Here is a 20,800-nt window from a genome sequence, read left to right as displayed (position 1 = left end):
CTGCAGGCCGATGTGACCGACACGGGCTCCTGGCAGAATCTCCAGCACGGCGTCCACCATCCCCAGGCCGGCCCGGAGCACGGGGACGACAACAATGTCCGCGCCGACGCGACGCCCTGGGGCTGGCCCGAGCGGAGTGGTGACCGTCACCGGACGGGTCGGCAGATCGCAGGTCGCCTCCGCGGCGAGCAACAGGCTCATGCGGCGCGCCATCTGTCGAAAGACGTCGGGCGGCGTGCTGCTGTCGCGCAGCACACAGAGGACGTCGTGGACGACCGGATGTTCGATGAGATGCACCGGCACGGGGAGGCACTATAGCAGAACCGCGCTTTGGAACGGCCTCCCTCGAGATCCCCACTGGAAGCTCGGCCTACATGCGCGTCATGCACCACGGTGGTCGTCATGCTGCCATCTAGGCTTCGGCATTACTATGAGCAGATGCTGCGACGATCCATCGTCCTTCTTGCCTGCATTGCCCTAGCAGCGGTGTTCGCGCACGCTGTCCTCCAGACCACACCTCACGCCCAAACGGGCCAATCGAGCATCTCGCTCATTGTCAGCGGCGGGACCGTTGTGACGATGGACGAGGAGCGCCGCGTGCTGGCACCTGGCGCGGTGGCCATCGACGATGGTGCAATCGTCCTCGTGGATACGCCGGCCCGTGTGGACGCGCGGTTTCGCGCAGCCACGCGCATCGATGCCAGTAATCACATTGTCCTGCCCGGGCTCATCAACACGCACACACACGCCCCGATGGTGCTCTTCCGCGGCCTAGCCGACGACCTGGTGCTCATGGACTGGTTGCAGAAATATATCTTTCCGGCTGAGGCCAAGGCGGTGTCACCAGAGTTCGTCCGCGTGGGCACGGAGCTGGCCGCGCTCGAGATGATCCAGTCCGGCACCACGACGTTTGCCGACATGTACTACTTCGAGGAGGAGATTGCGGCCGCGGTCAAGCGGGCGGGCCTCCGTGGCGTTCTCGGCCAGACCATCATTGGGTTTCCAGCCCCGGACGCGCCAACGCCGAAAGCGGGGCTGGAGCGCACCGAGCGGTTCGTGGAGGAATGGAAGCAAGACTCGATCGTCACGCCCGCAGTCGCACCGCACGCGCTCTACACCAATGACGGGAAGACGCTCACGGCCGCACGCGATCTCGCCCGCGAACATCAGGTGCCGCTCCTCATCCACATGGCCGAAGCGGAGTCGGAGGTCGAGAGCGCCCGCGAAAAGTATCAAACGTCACCTGTCGGCTATCTTGCGTCGATTGGCTTCCTCGGCCCGAACGTTCTCGCCGCGCATTGTATCTGGCTTACCGATGAGGACATTCGGACGGCGGCAGCTGCCGACATCGGCTGCTCGCATAATCCCGAGAGCAACATGAAGCTGGCGGCCGGTACCGCACCCGTACCAACGATGCTGCGCGAAGGTCTGCTGGTGGGCCTCGGCACCGACGGTGCGGCGAGCAACAACGATCTCGACATGTTCGAAGCCATGCGTCTCGCGGCGTTCCTGCACAAGAGCACCACGCGGGATCCGAGCGCCGTCCCTGCGGGCGTCGCGCTGGAGATGGCAACGATTGGTGGCGCGCGCGCTCTCCACATGGCGGATCGTATTGGCTCGCTGGAGGTCGGAAAGCGCGCCGACCTGATTGCCGTGTCTACCGCCTCGGCACGGGCAACGCCGCTCTATGATCCGATCTCGCATCTCGTGTACGTGGCAAAGGGCACAGACGTCCGCACGACAATCGTCGACGGCCAGATATTGATGCGCGACGGGAAGGTGGCAACCCTCGACGAGTCGCAGGTGATCGCCGCGGCGCAGCGGATTGCCGAAAAGGTCAGGGCCATTACGAAGCCGTAGCACCTAGCCACCAACTCGAGACTCAGAGCTCACGACTGGCAGAGATGTCAAGTGGACTCCTCGTCGAGCGCCGCGATGTACGGCAGCTGGCGGAACTTCTGGTCGAAGTCCAGCCCGTAGCCAACCACGAACCGATCCTCGATTTCAAAGCCGATATACTCGACCTTGACCTCGACGCGTCGGCGCGACGGTTTGCTGAGCAGGCATGCCGTGCGGAGGGAGCGCGGCGCCCGCGCACGAAGAATGTCTTGCAGATACGTGATTGTGAGGCCGGTGTCGACGATATCCTCGATGACGATCACGTCGCGGCCCGCAATGGGTGTATCGAGATCCTTGAGCAGCTTCACCTCACCCGAGGAGTCGGTGCTCTGAGCGTAGCTCGAGAGCGCGATGAAGTCGAGAGTGATTGGCCGCGTCATGGTGCGGACGAGATCCGTGAGGAACATCACGCCGCCCTTCAGCACGCAGATCAAGTGGAGGGTGTCGGCGTGCGCGTAGTCCTGCTCGATTTGGGCCGCCAGCTCTTGGATCCGTTGCCGGATTTGGTCGGCCGAGAGCAGAATGGTGGACGCCGTGGGCGGGGTCATGGCCGTCGCTGCGAAGCACAGTGCTCCGTGACGGGACACTAGCACAAAATGAAGCGGTTTGAGATCATCACCGAGGCGGACGCGCGGATGCTGGAGATGGGCGGCACCGTGGAGCTCGTCGCTGGCGGGCACATCACGCCGCTGGCCCGTGACACCCTGCGCGCGCGCCGCGTCACCGTCGTCTCGGCGGACGCGCGCGAGGAGGCGGCACGAGCGTTCGCGCCGCCCGCGGAGCTGCGGACGCTCGTCGTAGCCAGCGATCATACGGGCATCGAGCTGCGGGCGCAGCTCGTCCGACACCTGCGGCGTCGCGGCTTGGCAGTACGCGAGACAGGTGCAGAGTCGCGCGATCCGGTGGACTATCCTGACGTGGCCGCCGAGGCGGCTCGGATGGTGGCGCGTGGCGAGGTGGAGGGAGGGATCGTGGTCGATGGGGCAGGACTCGGCTCGGCCATTGCTGCAAACAAGATTCCAGGCGTGCGCGCCGCGGCGTGTCACACGCCCACGTTGGCGCGATATGCGCGTGAGCACAACGGCGTGAACGTGATCACCCTGGGTGCGACGCTGCTCACCGCAGACGAGGCAATTGTCATCGTCGAGGCCTGGCTTGCCGCGCGCATGACCGAGCCGCGCTACATTCGACGTCTCACGAAGATCCATGCGCTGGAGGTAGGGAACAATCAGTGACGAGTGACGAGCCGGCACACGAGACGCCGCGGGCTACCGGCACAGTCCATCGTCAGCCCGAAACGTAAGATCTACCTCCACTCGTTACTCGTCACTCGTCACTACTGAATGATGCAGATAGACCGCCTTGTCGAAGTCGTCACCGAAGAAGTGCTGAGGGCCACCCGGGAAGGGCCGGCCCTGGATCGGTGTGCTTGCCACGCGGTGCTCTACGAATGCTGCCCGGACCGCGTGCGTGGGGTGCTGGATGCGGGTGCCACGCGCCTGGGCTTGCGCGCGTCTGGCGGCCCAGCCGGCGACGTTGCCGTGCTGATCGACCACACGTTGCTCAAGCCGGACGCGACGCGTGTTGAGATCGAGACACACTGCCGTGAAGCAATCGACTATCGCTTCGCGACGGTGTGCCTCAATCCGTGTTGGGTGAAGGGGGCATCCCGGATGGTGCGCCCGCACGGCGTGGGCGTCTGCGCGGTCGTCGGCTTCCCGCTTGGCGCGACAGTTGCGGACGTCAAGCACTATGAGACACAACGCGTGATTTTCGACGGCGCCACGGAGGTTGACATGGTCATCAATATTGGTGCCCTCAAGTCCGACGACCTGCGCACCGTGGAACGGGACATCGAGGCAGTGACCTCCCCGTGTCGTGACTCTGGCATCATCAGCAAAGTGATAATCGAGGCGGCGCTTCTCACCGATGAAGAGAAGGTTGCCGCCTGCACGGTCGCCAAGGCCGCAGGCGCAGACTTCGTCAAGACTTCGACCGGGTTCTCCAAGGGCGGTGCGACCGTGGCCGATGTTGCGCTCATGCGGCGCGTCGTCGGCGCCGACATGGGAGTGAAGGCCGCGGGAGGCGTGCGCGACCTGGGGAGCGTTCGTCAGATGGTCGAGGCTGGCGCCACCCGCATCGGCGCCAGCGCGGGCGTGCGCATCGTCCAGGAAGCCCGCGGCGACGCCACGCCGGCCGCCGCTTCCAGCTCGTACTGAAAAGGAACCGGGTACCTTTTCGGTGCCGAAAAGGTACCCGGTTCCTTTTTCACAGCGTCGGAACGCGTCCGTCAAGGAAGGCGGCTAGCTCATCGGGAGCGAACTGCAGGCCCACGTAGAAGGTGCCGAACTCGCCATAGTCGGCGCTGGCTTCGTCGAAGCGCATTTCGTACACCAGGCGCTTGAAGACGAGCGGGTCGTCTGCGAACAGGTCCACGCCCCACTCCCAGTCGTCGAAGCCAATCGAGCCCGAGATGATCTGGGTGACCTGCCCGGCATAGCGGCGCCCAATGGAGCCGTGCTCACGCATCATCAGCGCCCGGCGCACGAACGGCGTGGTGTACCAGTTCTTCTGCTCGCCGCGTCGCTTGCTCATCGGGTAGAAGCAGACGTAGCGCCGCCGCGGCAGCTCGGGCATGAGGCGGCTCGCGACACGCGGCCGTTGCCCAGCGATCTCAGCCGCAAATGCCTGGTCGTATTCGTCGGTCTCCGGGCTCAACCCGCGTGCGACGAGCTGCTCGTGGACCTTTGCCGTCATCTCGTACATGCCAAGCTCTACGACCGACACGTACGACGTCGAGGCCTCGAGGAAGCGCGCGAGATGGAGTCGTGAAACGGCGAGCTCGACCGCCAGCAACGCGTCGAATGTCTGGCGGCAGTGGATCAGCATCAGGTCGCCCTTGTGGCCGAGCAGGGCGGCCGGGATGGTGCCGCCTTCTCCGCCCGACGACAGCGTCTTCAAGCAGGCGACCGCCTCATCGGCGGCGTCTCGGCGTTCATCCGCCGAGGCCGCGCGCCATGCCGGCCAATCGAAACGGAACATCTGATGCAGAACGCTCCAACCTTCGAGCGTCGCGGGGACGGTCGGATGCGACACGTGTTCAGTCCTTCGCCGGGTGCTTTTCGGCGTCGAGGCGGGCCCGCGGCTCTCGCTGCTGCAGCTCACTCAGCAGGCGCGTCGCCTCGCCCAGGTGAATGGTACGTTGCGGGAACGGGATCTCGATTCCCTGCGCGTCGAACGCCTTCTTGAGCAGGCGGCGGAACTCGCGTGCGACGTCCCATTGGCGCAGCGGCAGCGTCTTGATGCGTGCCTTGATGACGATCTCCGACGGGCCGAATGCATCGACGCCGAAGACTTCTATTGGTGCGAGTATCTTCGGTGCGAACGCGATATCCTGCATCAACTGTTCACCGACCTCTTTGATGACCCGAGTCACGTTGTCCGGATCTTCCTTGTAAGCGACGCCGATATCGAGCACGGCGTACGAGAAGTCTTTCGTCATGTTTGCGAGCGTGTTGATGCTTCCATTGGGAAAGATGTGGACCGTGCCTGCCAAATCGCGGAGCACAATCGTCCTCAGCGTAAGCGACTCGACGACACCACCCGTGCCGTTGATGGCGGCCACGTCTCCCACGCGTACTTGGTTCTCGAGAATGAGGAAGACGCCGGCGATGATGTCCTTGACCAGTGTCTGCGCACCGAAGCCTATCGCGAGGCTGGCGACACCGGCGGTGTAGAGCGCCGGCATGATGTTGATGTTGAGCTGCTGCAGGATCATCAGCGCTCCGACAGCCGTCACGACGACCACGACGACATTGCGGACCAGATCGCCGATGGTCCGCGCGCGCTTGGCGCGCTCGACCATATCGAGCGTCGTCGCCTCACGCATCTCCTCTTCGAGACGCACCACTACGACCCCGACAATGCGAATGATCAGGTAGCCGAGTAACAGGATGAGGAGAATGCGCAGCCCGGTCACCATCAGCCAGTCGAGCAGGCGCCAGGGTGCCAGGCCGACGCTTCCCGTCTCCACGCCGAGCAGCCCGAGCGCGGGGGCGGCGAGCGCACAACCAACAATGACGAAGACGACGATCCGGACGAGGCGCGCCGGGCGGAGCAGGCTGCTCTGACGTGCGGCCTCCTGGCGAGGGCCCAGCACGCGCCTGAGGACGAACCGCACGGATCGGGCCGCCAGGTCAGCAATCACGTACGCGATCACGAAGGCCAGGGCAAGCCCAAGCGTCACCGCTACCCACGTTGGCAGGCCCTGGAACACTGGCGATGAGAGTGGGCTCATGGATCCAATTTCACAACGATTCGAACCGTGACGTAAGGTGCCGCAGCACGTGTGGCGCCGAGACGATGCGATGACCGGCGAGAGATCTCCGGCGGCGCCGTAGGCCACTAGCACGCGCTCCGCCACGAAATCGACGCGACAACCTATAGACTCGTGCTGGGATTCCCGATTCCAGCCTTCGCTCGCCTCCGGCGAGCTACGGCTAGGCAAGCCGTTTCCTGGTTCCTGATCCTACTTGATACGAACCTCACCTCGCCGCAGGCGCCGATAGAGCTCGAGGGCCTCCTGGAGGATCTTGACGGCCTCTTCGGGGCCCATGAAGTCTTCGACCACCACCTCTTTCTGCTCGAGCATCTTGTAGTCCTCGAAGAAGCGCTTGATCTCGCGCAGCGCGTGAGCGGGTAATTGCGAGTGGTTCGTGTAGTCCACAAAGGCGGGATCATGAACGCTCACGGCGAGAATCTTGTCGTCGAGTCCTTTCTCGTCACGCATCCGCATGGCGCCGATTGCACGGGCGTTGACGACTGTCAGAGGGTGCACCGGCTCCTGACCGAGCACGAGGGCATCGAGCGGGTCCATATCCTCACAAAACGTCCGCGGGATGAAGCCGTAGTTGGCTGGATAGTACACGGCGCTGTAGAGCACACGGTCCAGCCGCATGAGCCCTGCTTCCTTGTCGAGCTCGTACTTGTTCTTGCTTCCCATCGGCACTTCGATGACGACAGGGAAGTTCTTGGCGATGAGGTGATCGTCGACGTAGATGTCGTGCCACGGATGCATAGGCGACTAGTCTATCAAGCTGGGAGCTTGACCGTGGCTCGAGCGCCGCGGCCCGCAGGCCGATTTTCCAGGGTGACCGTGCCGCCGTGAGCTTCGGCGATCTGCTGACACAGCACCAGGCCGATGCCGGTGCCGCCTGGTTTGGTGGAGAAGAGCGGCACGAAGAGATTCGCGGGATTGGCGATGCCGGGGCCGTCGTCTTCGACCCACAGCTCGAAGACGGCCCGTCGGCCGATCGATCGGTCCCAGCTGACCCGCACACGACCGCCGGTCGTCGACGCGGCGTCGACCGCATTGCGAATCAGGTTGATGAGTAGCTGCTCGAGCTGATCGCCGTCCGCGCGGATCCGACAGCCCGGACCGGGGTGGACGTCGATTGGCATGCGTGTCTCGAGCCCGACGACGCGCTCGACGAATGGTCCGACATCGAGCGACGCCAGCTTGGGGGGCGGGAGCTTCGCGAGGCGGGCATACGCGCCCATGAATCGATTGAGCGCCTCGGCTCGCGTGCTGATCACCTGCAAGCCGCGGCAGGTGTCGTCTCGCCAGTCGGGTGGCAGCGAGTCTCGGGCGAGCAGGCTCGCCAGACTCATCGCGATGGATTTGATGGGGGCCAGTGAGTTGTTCAGCTCGTGGCCGATGACGCGAATCAGTCGCTGCCACGCTTGGCGTTCTTCTTCGCGGAGCGGCTGGCTCACGTCGCTCAAGACGAGGAGATGGTGGGGGAGGCCGTGCTGGCGAAAGGTGCTCGTCCGAATCTCCCAGCGTGCCCTGCCGCCCGGGAAGGAGAGCGCCCGGATGCGTGGTCCCTCTTCCTGCAAGGATTCCGCGAGCCCGAGCTCCGCGGCGTCTCGCTCGAGCAGCTCTCCCGCCGGCTTGCCGAGCAGATGCTCGCCCGCGCGGTTGACGAGCTGTAGTTGGGCGCGCTCATCGAAGGCGAACACCGCGACGTCGATCACCGCCATCACCTTCGTCAGCAGGGCCGTGGCTTCGACGGCATCGAGCCGCTGCGTCCTGAGCGTGTCTGCCAGCGTGTTGACCTCACGCGTGACCTCGGTCAGCGGGTCGTCCGACCGGCCACTGCGAGCGCGGAAAGAGAAGTCGCCCTCACGGAGGGCTTCGAGCAAGTTGGCCAGCGTTTGCAAGGGGGTGACGATGCGCGTGCGGAGAGCGCCCAGGCAGCCCAGGGAGACGATGAGGACGAGAATGGTGAGCGTCCACTGCGTACGTGGTGCGAAGTCGCCAGTCCAGAGCAGTGCGAGGGAGACGAGGACTCCAGGCGCGGCGGCCGCAACCGCGAGCACTGCAACGCGTTGATCGTGTCGAAGCTGGAGACGCCGCCGAGGCATCGAGAGGAAGAGCATGGCACGAGGGGAGGGTCGGTGCAAAGGGGGCAATAGGGATCAAGGGATCAAGGGATCAAGGGATCAAGGGATCTAGGGATCTAGGGATCTAGGGATCTAGGGATCTAGGGATCTAGGGATCTAGGGATGGCGGTGCAAACGACGGCGGTGTACATCGCGGCGACGTAGCTGCATCCGTCCTTGCAACCCCTCGACCGCTTGGCCCTGGCCCCTCGACCCCTTGGCTCCTTGACCCCCCTGCCCGCTGTGGCTAGCTCTGCTTGGGAACGCTGATGCCATAGCGTTGGAGGCGGCGATACAGCGCGCTGCGGCTGAGACCGAGATCGCGTGCGGCCCGGCTCACGTTGGCGCCGTAGCGGGCCATGGCCTTCTTGATGAGGAACGCTTCGACATCCTCGAGGTTCATGTCCTCGAGACGTCCGGCGCTCTCGCGGGAGCTCCGCAACCCAAGATCGACCGCTTTGATGAACGGACCTTGCGCCATCAGGACGGCGCGCTCGACGGCATGGTCGAGCTCGCGGACGTTGCCGGGCCACACGTGATCGAGCAGCGCTTGCATAGCGGTCGGGTCGAAGCCGGAGAGCGTCTTGCGATACCGGCGGCCGTGCTGCCCGAGAAAGTGATGCGCCAGCGCCGGGATGTCTTCGCGGCGGTCGCGCAGCGGCGGAACACGAATCTCGACCGTGTTGATGCGAAACAGCAAGTCCTGGCGGAAGCGCGCGCCTTCGACCTCCGCGTAGGGATCGGAGTTGGTGGCGGAAATGAGCCGGACGTCTACGCGCCGCGTCCGTGACGAGCCCAACCGTTCGAACTCGCCTATTTCAATCACGCGCAACAGCTTGGCCTGCTGGGCGAGCGGCACGTTGGCAATCTCGTCGAGAAACAGGGTGCCGCCATCGGCCAGCTCGAAGCGGCCGACGCGGTCGGCTTTCGCGTCGGTGAAGGCCCCGCGGACATGGCCGAACAGCTCGCTCTCGAAGACGCCTTCCGACACGCCGCCCGCGTTGACGGTCACCATGGACCGCTGGGCGCGCGGTGAGACGGCATGCAACGCACGGGCAACTACGCCCTTGCCGGTCCCGTTCTCGCCGACGATCAAGACGTTGGCGTCCGACGGTCCCACGCGCGCGATGACCTGCAGCACCGGCTGCATCGCCGGCGCTTCTGCGATGAGAACCGGCGCGCCGCCCTCATTGCGGAGCGCGAGATTTTCCGCCTCCAGCCGCCGGCCGCGCCGGAGCGCCTGGCTCAGCTCCACCTGCGTGCGCACGATGGCGAGGAGACGTGCGTTGTCCCACGGCTTCTGCACGAAGTCGCGTGCGCCTCGCCGCATGGCATCCACGGCGATGTCGACCGTCCCCCACGCGGTCATCACCACGACCGGGAGCGTCTCATCGATCTGACGCAGCTTCGTCAACAGGTCGAGACCTTCCTCGCCCGACGTCGTATCCCGCGTGTAATTGAGGTCCATCAAGACGACGTCGTACTCGCGTGCGTCGACAGAGGCCAGGAGCCCGGCTGGTGACGAGACGGTCTCGACGTGAAACCCTTCGCCCTTCAGGAGGAGGCGTAACGCTTCGAGGATGTCCAGCTGGTCGTCGGCGACGAGCACGCGCGCCTCGTGCGACACGAGCCCGGCGCCGGCCGGTCGCTCAATCGGAGGAGCGGAGGGAGCGGGTTGGCTTGCCATGTGCGTTTGCCTGGCTCGCGTCGCTCGCCAAGCAAAAGGGGTCAAGGGGCCAAGGAGTCAAAGGGGCAAGGAGTAGGTGACAGGGTTGGCACAGCAAATGAGACCATCCTCTTGACGGGATCTTCCCTTGACCCCTTGATCCCTTGGTTCCTTGACCCCTGCTAAACGGTGCTCTCGACACTCTCCTCGACGACGCGGCCGTCGAAGAGGTGGATGGCGCGGGTGGCGTGTGCCGCGTAGCGCGGGTCGTGCGTCACCATGCAGATCGTCGCGCCGCCATTGTGCAGCTCGTGGAGCAAATCCATCACCATCTCGCCGTTCTTCGAGTCGAGGTTGCCGGTCGGCTCGTCGGCAAGCAGGATCAGCGGCTGACCCACGACGGCGCGTGCGACGGCGACGCGCTGCTGTTGACCGCCGGAGAGCTGACTGGGCAGATGCTTCGCGCGATGAGCCATGCCGACGCGCTCGAGCGACTCGGTCGTGCGCTGGCGCCGCTCGGAGGCGCGCATGCCGCGGTAGGTGAGCGGCAGCTCCACGTTCTCGAAGACCGTGAGATCACCAATCAAGTTGAAGCTCTGGAAGATGAACCCGATCTCGCGGTTGCGGACGCGTGCCCGCTCGGACAGCGAGAGGTCCTCGACCGGCCGCCCGTTCAACCAGTACCGGCCTTCCGTGGGTGTGTCGAGCAGGCCCAGGATGGAAAGCATGGTCGACTTGCCACACCCGGACGGGCCGGCAATGGCGATGTACTCGCCCGGATCGATCGCCAGTTGGATGTGGTCGAGCGCGTGCGTCTCGACCTCGTCGGTGAAGAAGACTTTCCTGACGCCTTCGAGGTTGATTAGCGGCTGATCGCCCATGTCACTCTCCGGTCTCCTGTTAATCTTTCCGTGACCAACGTCCCGTGGGCCCCGCGGCTCTTGCGCCCTGCCCCTACTCCCTGATCCCTAGTTGACGACCCGGACGCGGTCCGCGTCGTCAAATTGCGTCATGTCCGAGAGGATAACCTGATCGCCAGGTTGAAGTCCGTCCAAAACTTCCACCTCGTTGACCGAGCTGCGTCCGATCTGCACCGTCGTGCGGACAGCGTCGCCGGTTTGAACCGGCCGTTTCGCCAGCAGCTTGAACAGTTGGATGCTGCCACCTTCTTGGCCGAACGCGGGCCGGCCGACTTTGACGACGTCCGGGAGACGCTCGAGCGTGATCGTGCCGTCCACGGTAAGATTCGGTCGTGCACCGCGAGGCAGGTCCCCTTCCAGCGACACGTCAATGGTGACCGTGCCTTCCTGCGCGGCGCCGGCAACTCCAGAGACGACTCCCTTCACGATGCCATTTCGCGTGTCGACCTCAGCCTGCTGGCCTATCTCCACATCCCTCACCTGCGTCTCCGGAATCCTCAGCTCCGCCTTGAGGCGTCGAGGGTCGGCCACACGAAAGAGGTTTGCTCCTTGCAGGACCTGGGTGCCCCGCTGGATCTCAACAGTCGATGAGTCGGTCGTGGTGACTCTAGCGAACGCCTGGAGCACGCCGTCGACGCCTGCGCGAACACGGAGGTTGTCGAGCTGTTGTCGCCGCAGCACGTAAATCGTGCGGAGTCGCTTGACTTCCGCTTCCTGCTGGCCGAGTTGGTCGGCCTCCGTCTCCTTGGTGATCGCGAGCCGTCTACGCTCGGCCTCGAGCTGGGCCGAAAGGCCCTTTGCCGCGGATGTGTACTCGAGCGCTTGGACATCCGAGACCAGGCCCTCTTTGTGTAGCGACTGATACCCCTTCGCTTGCGCGTTCGCTGTCTGTGAACGGCCGTCCACGTCCGCGATCGTCGCTTGCTGCGTGAGCAAGGTGCCCCTGAGGTCCGCGCGGGCTTTCGCGAGCGCCGCTTCGGCACCTTCAAGCGCCAACTGCGCTTCGTCCACGGCTTGAGTGAGCTCCGGATTGCTCAACTCGACGACGACCGTGTCCGGTTTGACGTTGACGCCTGGCCGCAGCAAGACGCGATCGATGCGCCCGGCATAGGGCGCCGCGACCCAACTGATGTCCAGTGGCACCAGTGTACCGGTTCCGCGAACATTGCGCACCATGCGCCCGCGCGTGACTTCCTGGATCCACACCGTACCTCGCTCGACCGGTGGAGCGGCGGGCTTCAGCCGCGACACGGCCACCGTGATGAGCAAGACGGCTGCGAGAGCAATAACGCCGTATATGATGCGGCGGATCTTGCGCCGCCGTATGACTTCCGGGGGACGAGCAATATCAACCATTGCCTATACAACTACCAAAGAACGTGCCAGCAATGGCGTCGGTGAATGTTGCTGTATACCGGCATGTTATCTCGACCCGGTCGCCAACGCCAGCCCGCGCCCTGACCGCATGTGGCACGCCTCGTCCCAGATCCGGACAGTAGGGTGACAGGGTGACAGGGTGACAAGGTGACAAGGTGACGCGATTGTTCGAGCGTCGGTAGCGCGGGGCCTTCAGGCCCCGCGTCGAGGGAAGGGGAACCGGAGCTCGACCGCCACCCCGATCTCACGCAGGCACCCGTCACTCCATCACCCCCTCACCTTGTCGCCCTGTCACCCCGTCACCCGTCACGGGCCCACACTACCTCGCACCGTTAGACGAGAACCGAGCCCCTTAGGTTGAGTGCAAGATATGGACGCCGCTATTGTCCGCCGTCGAGGAAGCGCTCGCGCTCGCCGGGGCTGGGAAGGGGACAGGCGTCGAGCCGGCCGAACCAGCGATACCGAGACCGTGCAACCCAGTCGTACAGCCGATCTCGGACGAGGCGCGGCAGGAAGCGGAAGAGCGCCAGGTAGCGCCAGGGGGCAGCCAGATACCGCGTAGCGCCGAGTACCGCCGCGGATCGTGTCGAGGCTCGCTCGTCCTCGACCAGGACGAGCGTGTCCAGCCCGTCCGGTGACAGACGATGGTGCACGAGGAGCGTACGACCGAGTGACGATTGCAGAGCGGCAAAGCGGAGGTGCCCTTGCCGATCATGCCGCAGCAGGAAGCGCACGGTGCGATGGCACAGGCCGCACACGCCGTCGTAGAGCACGATGGGATGGCGGTTCGGCTTCATGATGCCTAGCTAGGTAGGGACGCCTCGCCGAGGCGTCCGGCGCGTCTCGCCGAGGCGTCCGACGGCGCGCTCGGCGAGCGCGCCCTACCTCACATGCTATTAGCATATGGGCAACGTGAGGGGTACACGAATCGGGATTGACCTCGGCGGGACGAAGATCGAAGGCATTGCGCTCGGCGAGGATGGCACTGAGCTCCTGCGCGAGCGAGTGCCGACGCCGCGACACGACTACGCGGCGACGATCGCTAGCCTGGCAGATCTGGTGACGCGCTTCGAAGCGAGGCTTGGCGGCCACGCTTCGGTGGGCATCGGCATGCCGGGCGCCATCTCGCCCGCGACCGGCCTCGTCAAGAACGCGAACTCCACCTGGCTCAACGGACAGCCGTTTGCCGAAGACGTGCAGCGGACGTTGAGACGCGAGGCTCGCTTTGCCAACGACGCAAACTGCTTGGCGCTCTCCGAAGCAACCGATGGCGCGGCGGCCGGTAGCCCCGTGGTCTTTGCCATCATCCTCGGCACGGGCGTCGGCGGCGGTCTCGTCGTCCATGGAAACGTCGTGCAGGGCGGCAATGCCATTGCAGGGGAGTGGGGGCACAACGCGCTGCCATGGCCCGAGGACGACGAGCAGCCGGGACCGCCGTGCTACTGCGGCAGGCGAGGCTGCATGGAAACCTGGTTGTCGGGCCCCGGGATGGCGCAGGATCTGGAGAGGCGCACGGGCCGGGAGCTCGATGTGCCCGCCATCCTGGCGGCTGCGCGCGATGGAGACGAGGAGGCGGAGCGCGCCTGGTGCCGCTACGAGGAGCGGCTGGCCCGCGGGCTCGCGAGCATCATCAATCTGATCGATCCCGATGTGATCGTCGCCGGCGGCGGGCTCTCGAACATCGAACGGCTGTACGATCGGGTGCCACGGATCTGGGGACGGTGGGTCTTCTCCGATCGCACGGACACACGGCTCGTGCCTGCTCGGCACGGTGATTCGAGCGGCGTTCGTGGCGCGGCGTGGCTCTGGCCGCCTGGACGAGGGTAGGGCGGCCTTTTAGGGCCGCCGCGCTCGCCGGGGCTGATACGATTCGACGAGAATGCCAAGCGGAATTCCTGCGTTGTTGATGGGGGCGATGGCGGTACTGACTGGAGCGTCGCAGCAAGGGAGCGCGTCGGGCTCACCCTCTGGCAGCCTGACGGACGTGCCGGGCGTGAAGGTGGGCCACCACACGATGGCCGGCCGGCCGACCGGTTGCACGGTGGTGCTCACCGAGGAGGGTGCCGTGGCCGGTGTCGACGTACGCGGCGCCGCCCCCGGCACACGCGAGACCGATCTGCTCGATCCGGTGAACACCGTTCAGCAGGTGCACGCGATCGAGCTCGCCGGTGGCAGCGCGTTTGGTCTGGACGCGGCAACGGGCGCCATGCGGTATTTGGAGGAGCGCGGTATCGGCTTCGAAACACGTGTCGCCAAGGTGCCGATCGTCCCCGCAGCGATCCTGTTCGATCTCGGCGTGGGAGACGATCCGCGTGTGCGGCCGGATGCTGAATGCGGCTACGCCGCGGCCCGCGCCGCCACTCCCGGACCGGTTCGCGAAGGTGACGTGGGCGTGGGGGCGGGGGCGACCGTTGGGAAGATGCGTGGCCTCCGCTTGGCCATGAAGGCTGGTGTAGGGACGGCGTCCGTCCGTCTCGAGAACGGGTTGATCGTCTCTGCGCTGGCGGCCGTCAATGCCTACGGCGACGTGGTGGATCCCTCGACGGGGCGCCTCGTCTCCGGCGTTCGGAGCGAGGATGGGCGGCAGCTCGCCGACGCGCGGCAGCTCTTGCGGCAAGGCGCGATCATGCGGCCGTCCGTTGGAGCCAACACAACCCTGGGCGTGGTCGCCACCAACGCCCGCCTGACCAAAGCGCAGGCAACGAAGATGGCCCAGATGGCGCAGGACGGTCTGGCACGCAGTATCTATCCAGCCCACACGCCCTACGACGGGGAGACAGTGTTTGCGCTGGCGACCGGGCGCTGGAGCGACGCCCCGGATCTCCTCACGATTGGCGCTCTCGCGGCCGACGTCATGACCACTGCGATCGTTCGTGCGGCGGAGCAGTCGCATGGCTTGCCCCAGCTGCCGGCTGCGCGCGATCTGACGGCTGGCAAGCGCGAATGAGCCCGCAGCTCGCGCTCATCCTCGGTTACTCCGCCCTCCTCGTCCTACTGGGCATCTATACGAGCCGGAAGGTTCACTCGGCTGCCGACTTCTTCGTCGCCGGCCGGCGCCTCGGGCCTGGATTGCTTTCCGCGACGCTGCTGGCCGCCAACATTGGGGCTGGCACCACCGTGGGCGCCGCGGGCCTTGGCTACAGCGCAGGGCTGAGCGCCTGGTGGTGGGTCGGGTCTGCCGGTCTTGGCTCGGTCGCGTTGGCCTTCTGGATCGGGCCGCGACTGTGGCGGATGGCGGCGCAGCACGATCTGCGCACGGTCGGCGACTATCTCGAGTTGCGATACGGTCGCTCGGTCCGCGGCGTGGTAGCAGTTCTCCTCTGGCTGAACACCCTCGTGATTCTGGCGGCCCAGCTCGTGGCGTTGTCGCTGGTCTTGGAAGTGGTCGCGGGGATCCCCAGGCTGGCCGGCTGCCTCATTGGCGGCGTGGTGATGACAACGTACTTCGTCGCCGGCGGTCTGCTCTCATCTGCGTGGGTGAATCTGGTACAGCTGGTCGTACTGCTTGCAGGCCTGTGCGCCGTGCTCCCGGTGGCGGTGACGGGCCTCGGCGGATGGGACGCTGCGACAGCGCCGACGAGAGCCATCGAGGGCTACTGGGACTTCTGGCAGGGTGCCGGAGCCGGCTGGCTGCTCGTCCCGATGCTTGCGCCTGCCTTCATGATCTCACCCGGGCTGCTGCAGAAGGCGTACGGGGCGCGCGACGCTGCCACCGTGCGGCGGGGCGTCGGTCTCAACGCCGCGGTGCTCCTGATCTACGCGCTCGTCCCGGCGCTTCTCGGCATTGTCGCCCGGGGCGCGGAGCCGATGCTGAGCGACAGCGAGCTCGCGCTTCCAACGCTCCTGATGCATCACGTGCCGGTGTGGCTGGGCAGCCTTGGCCTCGCGGCGCTCTTCTCGGCAGAGGTCAGCACAGCCGACGCCATCCTGTTCATGCTCTCCACGTCGATGTCGCAAGATCTCTATCGCCGCTTCCTGCGGCCCGGCGCGAGTGATGCAGAGGTGCTGCGCGTGGCCCGCTGGTCCGCCGTGGTTGGAGGCGCGCTCGGTGTGCTGCTGGCCGCTTCGGCCGCCTCGATCATTGGCACGCTCAAGATCTTCTACAGCGTGATGACGGTTTGCTTGTTCGTGCCAATCGTTGCCGGCCTGCACGTTAGGCGCGCCGGCACGTTCGAAGCGCTCTCGGCCATTGGGGCAGGTTTGTGCGCGTGGGCGGCGTTCTTCATCGGCACCGGTGGCCGAGGCGTGGGCTTCCTCCAGCCGGAGATGGTCGGATTGGTCGCAAGCGGCGTTGGTTTGGGGGTGGTGTTGCTTACTAAGGGATCAAGGGGTCTAGGGGTCTAGGGATCTAGGGATCTAGGGAGGCGGCTCCTACTCATGCGACCGTGTCGGCGTTGCAGCTTCTTCCGACGTGGGCCATTGTGCGCTGGGCCAACCGATCCCTTGATCCCTTGACCCCTAGATCCCTAGACTCCTTGACCCCTTGATCCCTAGATCCCTTGATCCCTTTACCCCTTGATCCCTCCGAACGAGGGTTGCCCCCGCTTACGCGCGGCGAGGAACGCTTCGACGACAGCCGGATCGAACTCGCGGCCGGCGTCGTCATGAATCACCGTACACGCTTCCTCTTGCGTGAGCATCCGTCTGTAGCGCCGCGCGTGGGTCATCGCGTCGAACGCGTCCGCCACGTGTGTCACGCGCGCAGCCGTCGGGATCGCCGCGCCGGCAAGACCGTTCGGGTAGCCGCCGCCGATCCAGCGCTCGTGGTGGCTCAAGGCAATTGTCTGAGCCACGCGGAGCAGCTCGCTGTGGCTGCCTGAAAGGATGCGCGCTCCAATCGTGGTGTGTTCCTTGATGACCGCCATGTCGTCCGGGTCGAGCGCTCCATCTTTGAGGAGCACGGCGTCCGGGATGCCAATCTTGCCGACGTCGTGCAGCGTGGCGGCGCGCGCGATTAGCTCGCACTCGCTCCGCGGGCGGCCCAGCGCCTCCGCGATGTACCCAGCCAAGTGACCCACACGGCGGGCGTGCTCACCGGTGTTGTCGTCACGGTACTCGGCGGCGCGCGCCAAGCGATCCAGGATCTCGTTGGGCACCGCCTCGAGCTTGCGTGTTCGCTCTCTCACGCTCTGCTCCAGGCCATCCTTCTCACGCTCGAGCTGTAAATAGAGAAACCGCGTGAGGAGGAGGTTCCGGATGCGAAGCAGTGCCTCCACGGCGTCGAACGGCTTTTGCAGAAAGTCGCGCGCGCCGGCGCTCAGCGCCTGCTGCCGACTCTCGAGCGTGGTGTCGGCCGTCACGACGAGGACGGGCAGGAAGCGGTCCACGGCTACCCGGGGCGCGAGCGATTGCATGACCTCGAAGCCGTCCACGCCTGGCATGTGGAGGTCGAGCAGGACGAGATCTGGCGCGAGCCGCTCCACCATCTCGGCAGTGAGGCGCGGGTCGGTCGTGGCGTACACGTTGGTGTAGCCGCCGGTGGTGAGGAGACGTTCCAGGAGCCGAACGGTCGAGGTCTGATCGTCGACGATCAGAATGCGCGCACGGGTGAGCGGCTCGATGGATGCAGACACGTCAGAATCAGGATACCATTCGACTCGCCTGACGGCGCGCCTTCGGCATGCCGCCAGGCTCGCTCATGGCAAGCCCGTTCAGGCGAGTCGAATGCCCTGAGCGAGGGAAGCGAGTCGAAGGGCGAATCCCGGATCCCGAATCCTGTTTCCCGGATTATGATGATCCCAGATCGTAACCATTGGGGGAACGCATGCATGAGAATCCGCTCCGGCTGAAGAGCATTCATCATGTGGAGTTTCTCGTGGGCAATGCCAAACAGGCGGCCTGCTACTACCGCCAGATGTTCGGGTTCTCCCAGGTGGCGTACGCCGGGCTCGAGACCAAGCGGCGGGATGCTGCGTCGTATCTGCTGGAGCAAGGCAAGATCCGGTTCATGCTCACCACGCCGCTGAGCCCCGACACGGCCGAGGCAGCGCACATCTGCCGGCATGGTGACGGTGTGCGCGACATCAGTTTCCACGTCGAGGATGCCGACCAGGCCTTCGACGAGGCGTGCCGGCGTGGTGCCGAGCCGGCGGCCGCGCCGCGCGAGCTGCGCGACGAGCACGGGGCCGTGCGATATGCCGCAATTCACGCCTACGGTGACACCCTGCACTCGTTCGTCTCGTACTTGGATTACGAGGGGCCCTTTCTGCCTGGGTTTCGCGCGCAGACGTTGGCCGTTCCGGGTGTCGGTCTCCTTCGCGTCGACCACATCGTCGGGAACGTCGAGCTCGGGAAGATGGACGAGTGGGCCGAATGGTATAGCCGCGTGCTCGGGTTCAAGCGGTATATCAGCTTCGATGACAAGGACATCTCGACCGACTACAGCGCGCTCATGAGCATCGTGATGTCGGATGACTCCTACGCGATTAAGTTTCCCATCAACGAGCCGGCGGCGGGGAAGCGAAAGAGTCAGATCGATGAGTATCTCGACTACTACCGCGGTCCCGGTGTACAGCACATTGCGCTTCTGAGCCAGGACATCGCGGTGACCGTGAGCCACCTGCGGGACAACGGCGTCGAGTTCCTGCGTGTCCCTGACGCTTACTACGATCTGCTTCCATCGCGGGTTGGTCGGATCGATGAAGCAGCGGACATGATTCGGCAGCTCGGCATCCTCGTCGACCGTGACGAGGAGGGCTATCTGCTGCAGCTCTTCACACGCCCGGTCGAGGACAGACCCACGCTCTTCTACGAGATCATCCAGCGCAAGGGGAGCCGCGGCTTCGGGAAGGGCAACTTCAAGGCCCTGTTCGAAGCGATCGAGCAGGAGCAAGCACTCAGGGGCAACCTCTGAAGATCCGCCCGGGCCGACAGGGAGGTGCCGCATGCCCATTTATCACCAGCTTGGACGCGTCCCACACAAACGGCACGTGGCGTTTCGGCGGGACGAGGGCGGGCTCTATTACGAAGAGCTGATGGGGAACAAGGGGTTCACCGGTCCGGCATCGCTGCTGTACCACCTCCAGCACCCAACGCAGATCCGCGAGGTACGGCCGCTCAAGCCACTGCCCTGGACTGAAGAGGAGCCGCGCCAGTTCAAGCATCGCCACTTCCTGACCGCAGAGCTCCCCGCGACGGCGAGCATCACCAGCGATCGCTTGCCGCTGCTCTTCAACGCGGACGTTGCCATCGACGTGGTGTCGCCTCAGCGCGAAGACGACTACTTCTACCGGAACGCGCAGGGCGACGAGCTCGTGTACGTGACGGAAGGGGAGGGCGTGCTGGAGAGCGTGGTGGGCAACATCTCGTTTGGCCCCGGTGACTATCTGGTTATCCCGCGAAGCATCCTGCACAGGTTCCGGTTCACGAAGATGCCGGTGCGCGGTCTCGTCATCGAGAGCGCGGGGTACATTCGTACGCCGAAGCGGTATCGCAACGAGCATGGCCAGCTCACCGAGAATGCGCCGTACTCGGAGCGCGATATCCGGCGGCCGGCGGCGCTCGAAACCTACGACGAGCGAGGAGAGTTCAGTCTCGTCGTCAAGAAGGACCACCGCCTCACGGAGTTCGTGCTCGACCACCACCCGTTCGACGTGGTGGGATGGGACGGCTACTACTATCCGTGGGCGCTCAATATTCACGACTTCGAGCCGCGGGTCGGCCGCGTGCACTTGCCGCCCCCCACACACCAGACCTTCGAAGGCGACAACTTCGTCGTCTGTTCGTTCTGCCCGCGCCCGTACGACTTCGGCGCTGATGCCGTGCCGGTGCCTTACAATCACTCGAATGTGATGTCGGACGAGGTGCTCTACTATGCGAGTGCCGAGTTCATGAGCCGGAAGGGCATCAAGCACGGCTCCGTGACGCTGCACCCGGACGGTGTGCCGCACGGCCCGCATCCCGGCCGCGTCGAGCAATCGCTCGGCCAAGCACGCACCGACGAGCTCGCCGTGATGGTCGACACGTTCCATCCGTTGCGCGTGAGCCGCCAGGCGCTTGCCATCGAAGACAAAAACTACTACCGCTCCTGGGTCGATCACGATTAGAAGTGAGGGAGGAGGAAAACGGGGACTGTCCGGGCTGTCCCCGTTTTCGGAAGAGGCCAGGCCCGCTGGGCTGCGTCGTATGGTGAGCGCACATGTCAGAGACGACCGTCACTCGAGCCGCACGCGCGCTGCTCGCGCACCTCATCGATTTCGCCGGGCTCTTCCCGCCGGCTGGTCTTTCGATGGAGGAAGCGATCGAGCGTTACGCGGCGTTCACAGGGGGCCCGCAGGGGTGGATGCTGGGGCGGTTCGTCGTGCCGCTGGATCACCTCGATCGCTTCGAGACGGGCGTCCGCGAGATCTTGCCGCGCGGCGTAGGCGCGGTCCCATGGCACATCACTGTGCTGGGGAGCGTCGATCCGAGGCGCGAGGTGGCGCGCGTCGAGGCATTCAACGAGCATCAGGCCGGCGCGGCGCGGATCGATGTCGTCGACATCAAGGCGTCGCGC

Annotated in this window: 19 protein-coding genes; 8 read left to right on the top strand and 11 right to left on the bottom strand. The window is 65.2% G+C overall.

Annotated features, from left to right (window positions below):
* Window positions 1-303: uracil phosphoribosyltransferase (locus GEV06_11100; protein ID MPZ18445.1), on the bottom strand; the 303-nt coding region annotated here is incomplete at its 3' end.
* Window positions 304-402: 99 nt separating this feature from the next.
* On the opposite strand from GEV06_11100, the gene GEV06_11095 reads away from it, so the two are divergent.
* On the top strand, window positions 403-1,860 hold the full coding sequence (locus GEV06_11095) for an amidohydrolase family protein (protein MPZ18444.1): 1,458 nt from the start codon (window positions 403-405) through the stop codon (window positions 1,858-1,860).
* A gap of 47 nt (window positions 1,861-1,907) precedes the next feature.
* On the opposite strand, the gene hpt is transcribed toward GEV06_11095, so the two are convergent.
* Window positions 1,908-2,447 (bottom strand): hypoxanthine phosphoribosyltransferase, encoded by a 540-nt coding sequence (gene hpt / locus GEV06_11090; GenBank protein ID MPZ18443.1) that lies wholly within the window; start codon window positions 2,445-2,447, stop codon window positions 1,908-1,910.
* A 48-nt stretch (window positions 2,448-2,495) separates the two neighbouring features.
* Here hpt and GEV06_11085 point away from each other — a divergent pair, with 48 nt between their 5' ends.
* Window positions 2,496-3,134: an RpiB/LacA/LacB family sugar-phosphate isomerase gene (locus GEV06_11085; protein MPZ18442.1), complete on the top strand. Its 639-nt coding sequence runs from the start codon at window positions 2,496-2,498 to the stop codon at window positions 3,132-3,134.
* A 111-nt stretch (window positions 3,135-3,245) separates the two neighbouring features.
* A complete protein-coding gene (deoC, locus tag GEV06_11080) occupies window positions 3,246-4,118 on the top strand; it encodes a deoxyribose-phosphate aldolase (GenBank protein MPZ18441.1) in 873 nt (290 codons plus the stop codon).
* A gap of 49 nt (window positions 4,119-4,167) precedes the next feature.
* Here deoC and GEV06_11075 read toward each other — a convergent pair whose 3' ends face one another.
* The 8 genes from GEV06_11075 to GEV06_11040 form a co-directional block, all read right to left on the bottom strand.
* On the bottom strand, window positions 4,168-4,941 hold the full coding sequence (locus GEV06_11075) for a heme-dependent peroxidase (protein ID MPZ18440.1): 774 nt from the start codon (window positions 4,939-4,941) through the stop codon (window positions 4,168-4,170).
* A 58-nt stretch (window positions 4,942-4,999) separates the two neighbouring features.
* Window positions 5,000-5,881: a mechanosensitive ion channel gene (locus tag GEV06_11070; GenBank protein MPZ18439.1), complete on the bottom strand. Its 882-nt coding sequence runs from the start codon at window positions 5,879-5,881 to the stop codon at window positions 5,000-5,002.
* A gap of 546 nt (window positions 5,882-6,427) precedes the next feature.
* The gene (locus GEV06_11065) at window positions 6,428-6,976 is read right to left on the bottom strand and encodes an inorganic diphosphatase (GenBank protein ID MPZ18438.1); all 549 of its coding nucleotides are present in this window, start codon (window positions 6,974-6,976) and stop codon (window positions 6,428-6,430) included.
* A 14-nt stretch (window positions 6,977-6,990) separates the two neighbouring features.
* Entirely contained in the window at window positions 6,991-8,325 is a 1,335-nt protein-coding gene (locus GEV06_11060) for a HAMP domain-containing protein (protein ID MPZ18437.1), read from the bottom strand.
* 265 nt (window positions 8,326-8,590) lie between these two features.
* Window positions 8,591-10,030 (bottom strand): response regulator, encoded by a 1,440-nt coding sequence (locus GEV06_11055; protein ID MPZ18436.1) that lies wholly within the window; start codon window positions 10,028-10,030, stop codon window positions 8,591-8,593.
* 161 nt (window positions 10,031-10,191) lie between these two features.
* On the bottom strand, window positions 10,192-10,890 hold the full coding sequence (locus GEV06_11050; GenBank protein MPZ18435.1) for an ATP-binding cassette domain-containing protein: 699 nt from the start codon (window positions 10,888-10,890) through the stop codon (window positions 10,192-10,194).
* Window positions 10,891-10,977: 87 nt separating this feature from the next.
* A complete protein-coding gene (locus tag GEV06_11045) occupies window positions 10,978-12,285 on the bottom strand; it encodes an HlyD family efflux transporter periplasmic adaptor subunit (GenBank protein ID MPZ18434.1) in 1,308 nt (435 codons plus the stop codon).
* 401 nt (window positions 12,286-12,686) lie between these two features.
* Window positions 12,687-13,103, bottom strand: a complete 417-nt coding sequence (locus GEV06_11040; GenBank protein MPZ18433.1) for a DUF393 domain-containing protein — start codon at window positions 13,101-13,103, stop codon at window positions 12,687-12,689.
* Window positions 13,104-13,209: 106 nt separating this feature from the next.
* On the opposite strand from GEV06_11040, the gene GEV06_11035 reads away from it, so the two are divergent.
* The 3 genes from GEV06_11035 (at window position 13,210) to GEV06_11025 (ending at window position 16,650) form a co-directional block, all read left to right on the top strand.
* Entirely contained in the window at window positions 13,210-14,133 is a 924-nt protein-coding gene (locus tag GEV06_11035) for an ROK family protein (protein MPZ18432.1), read from the top strand.
* Window positions 14,134-14,212: 79 nt separating this feature from the next.
* A complete protein-coding gene (locus GEV06_11030) occupies window positions 14,213-15,253 on the top strand; it encodes a peptidase S58 family protein (GenBank protein ID MPZ18431.1) in 1,041 nt (346 codons plus the stop codon).
* Window positions 15,250-16,650: a sodium:solute symporter family protein gene (locus tag GEV06_11025; protein MPZ18430.1), complete on the top strand. Its 1,401-nt coding sequence runs from the start codon at window positions 15,250-15,252 to the stop codon at window positions 16,648-16,650. Before GEV06_11030 ends, GEV06_11025 begins: the two co-directional genes overlap by 4 nt.
* Before the next feature lie 164 nt (window positions 16,651-16,814).
* Here GEV06_11025 and GEV06_11020 read toward each other — a convergent pair whose 3' ends face one another.
* The gene (locus GEV06_11020) at window positions 16,815-17,867 is read right to left on the bottom strand and encodes a response regulator (protein ID MPZ18429.1); all 1,053 of its coding nucleotides are present in this window, start codon (window positions 17,865-17,867) and stop codon (window positions 16,815-16,817) included.
* Window positions 17,868-18,070: 203 nt separating this feature from the next.
* Between GEV06_11020 and hppD the strand changes: the two genes are divergently transcribed.
* Together hppD and GEV06_11010 are read left to right on the top strand one after the other, a co-directional pair.
* A complete protein-coding gene (hppD, locus tag GEV06_11015) occupies window positions 18,071-19,159 on the top strand; it encodes a 4-hydroxyphenylpyruvate dioxygenase (GenBank protein MPZ18428.1) in 1,089 nt (362 codons plus the stop codon).
* A 31-nt stretch (window positions 19,160-19,190) separates the two neighbouring features.
* Window positions 19,191-20,351, top strand: a complete 1,161-nt coding sequence (locus GEV06_11010; GenBank protein MPZ18427.1) for a homogentisate 1,2-dioxygenase — start codon at window positions 19,191-19,193, stop codon at window positions 20,349-20,351.
* The last annotated feature ends 449 nt before the right edge of the window (window positions 20,352-20,800 follow it).

Source organism: Luteitalea sp. (assembly GCA_009377605.1).
Classification (GTDB): domain Bacteria; phylum Acidobacteriota; class Vicinamibacteria; order Vicinamibacterales; family Vicinamibacteraceae; genus WHTT01.
This window is presented reverse-complemented; position numbering and strand designations above follow the sequence as displayed.

Bases quoted from the DNA above. Each gene is read 5' to 3' on its own strand.
- GEV06_11025 (MPZ18430.1), top strand. From the start codon at position 15,250: ATGAGCCCGCAGCTCGCGCTCATCCTCGGTTACTCCGCCCTCCTCGTC.
- GEV06_11055 (MPZ18436.1), bottom strand. From the start codon at position 10,030: ATGGCAAGCCAACCCGCTCCCTCCGCTCCTCCGATTGAGCGACCGGCC.
- deoC (MPZ18441.1), top strand. From the start codon at position 3,246: ATGCAGATAGACCGCCTTGTCGAAGTCGTCACCGAAGAAGTGCTGAGG.
- GEV06_11050 (MPZ18435.1), bottom strand. From the start codon at position 10,890: ATGGGCGATCAGCCGCTAATCAACCTCGAAGGCGTCAGGAAAGTCTTC.
- GEV06_11075 (MPZ18440.1), bottom strand. From the start codon at position 4,941: ATGTTCCGTTTCGATTGGCCGGCATGGCGCGCGGCCTCGGCGGATGAA.
- hpt (MPZ18443.1), bottom strand. From the start codon at position 2,447: ATGACCCCGCCCACGGCGTCCACCATTCTGCTCTCGGCCGACCAAATC.
- GEV06_11035 (MPZ18432.1), top strand. From the start codon at position 13,210: ATGGGCAACGTGAGGGGTACACGAATCGGGATTGACCTCGGCGGGACG.
- GEV06_11060 (MPZ18437.1), bottom strand. From the start codon at position 8,325: ATGCCTCGGCGGCGTCTCCAGCTTCGACACGATCAACGCGTTGCAGTG.
- GEV06_11065 (MPZ18438.1), bottom strand. From the start codon at position 6,976: ATGCATCCGTGGCACGACATCTACGTCGACGATCACCTCATCGCCAAG.
- GEV06_11085 (MPZ18442.1), top strand. From the start codon at position 2,496: ATGAAGCGGTTTGAGATCATCACCGAGGCGGACGCGCGGATGCTGGAG.
- GEV06_11010 (MPZ18427.1), top strand. From the start codon at position 19,191: ATGCCCATTTATCACCAGCTTGGACGCGTCCCACACAAACGGCACGTG.
- GEV06_11040 (MPZ18433.1), bottom strand. From the start codon at position 13,103: ATGAAGCCGAACCGCCATCCCATCGTGCTCTACGACGGCGTGTGCGGC.
- GEV06_11045 (MPZ18434.1), bottom strand. From the start codon at position 12,285: ATGGTTGATATTGCTCGTCCCCCGGAAGTCATACGGCGGCGCAAGATC.
- GEV06_11070 (MPZ18439.1), bottom strand. From the start codon at position 5,881: ATGGTGACCGGGCTGCGCATTCTCCTCATCCTGTTACTCGGCTACCTG.
- hppD (MPZ18428.1), top strand. From the start codon at position 18,071: ATGCATGAGAATCCGCTCCGGCTGAAGAGCATTCATCATGTGGAGTTT.
- GEV06_11095 (MPZ18444.1), top strand. From the start codon at position 403: ATGCTGCCATCTAGGCTTCGGCATTACTATGAGCAGATGCTGCGACGA.
- GEV06_11030 (MPZ18431.1), top strand. From the start codon at position 14,213: ATGGGGGCGATGGCGGTACTGACTGGAGCGTCGCAGCAAGGGAGCGCG.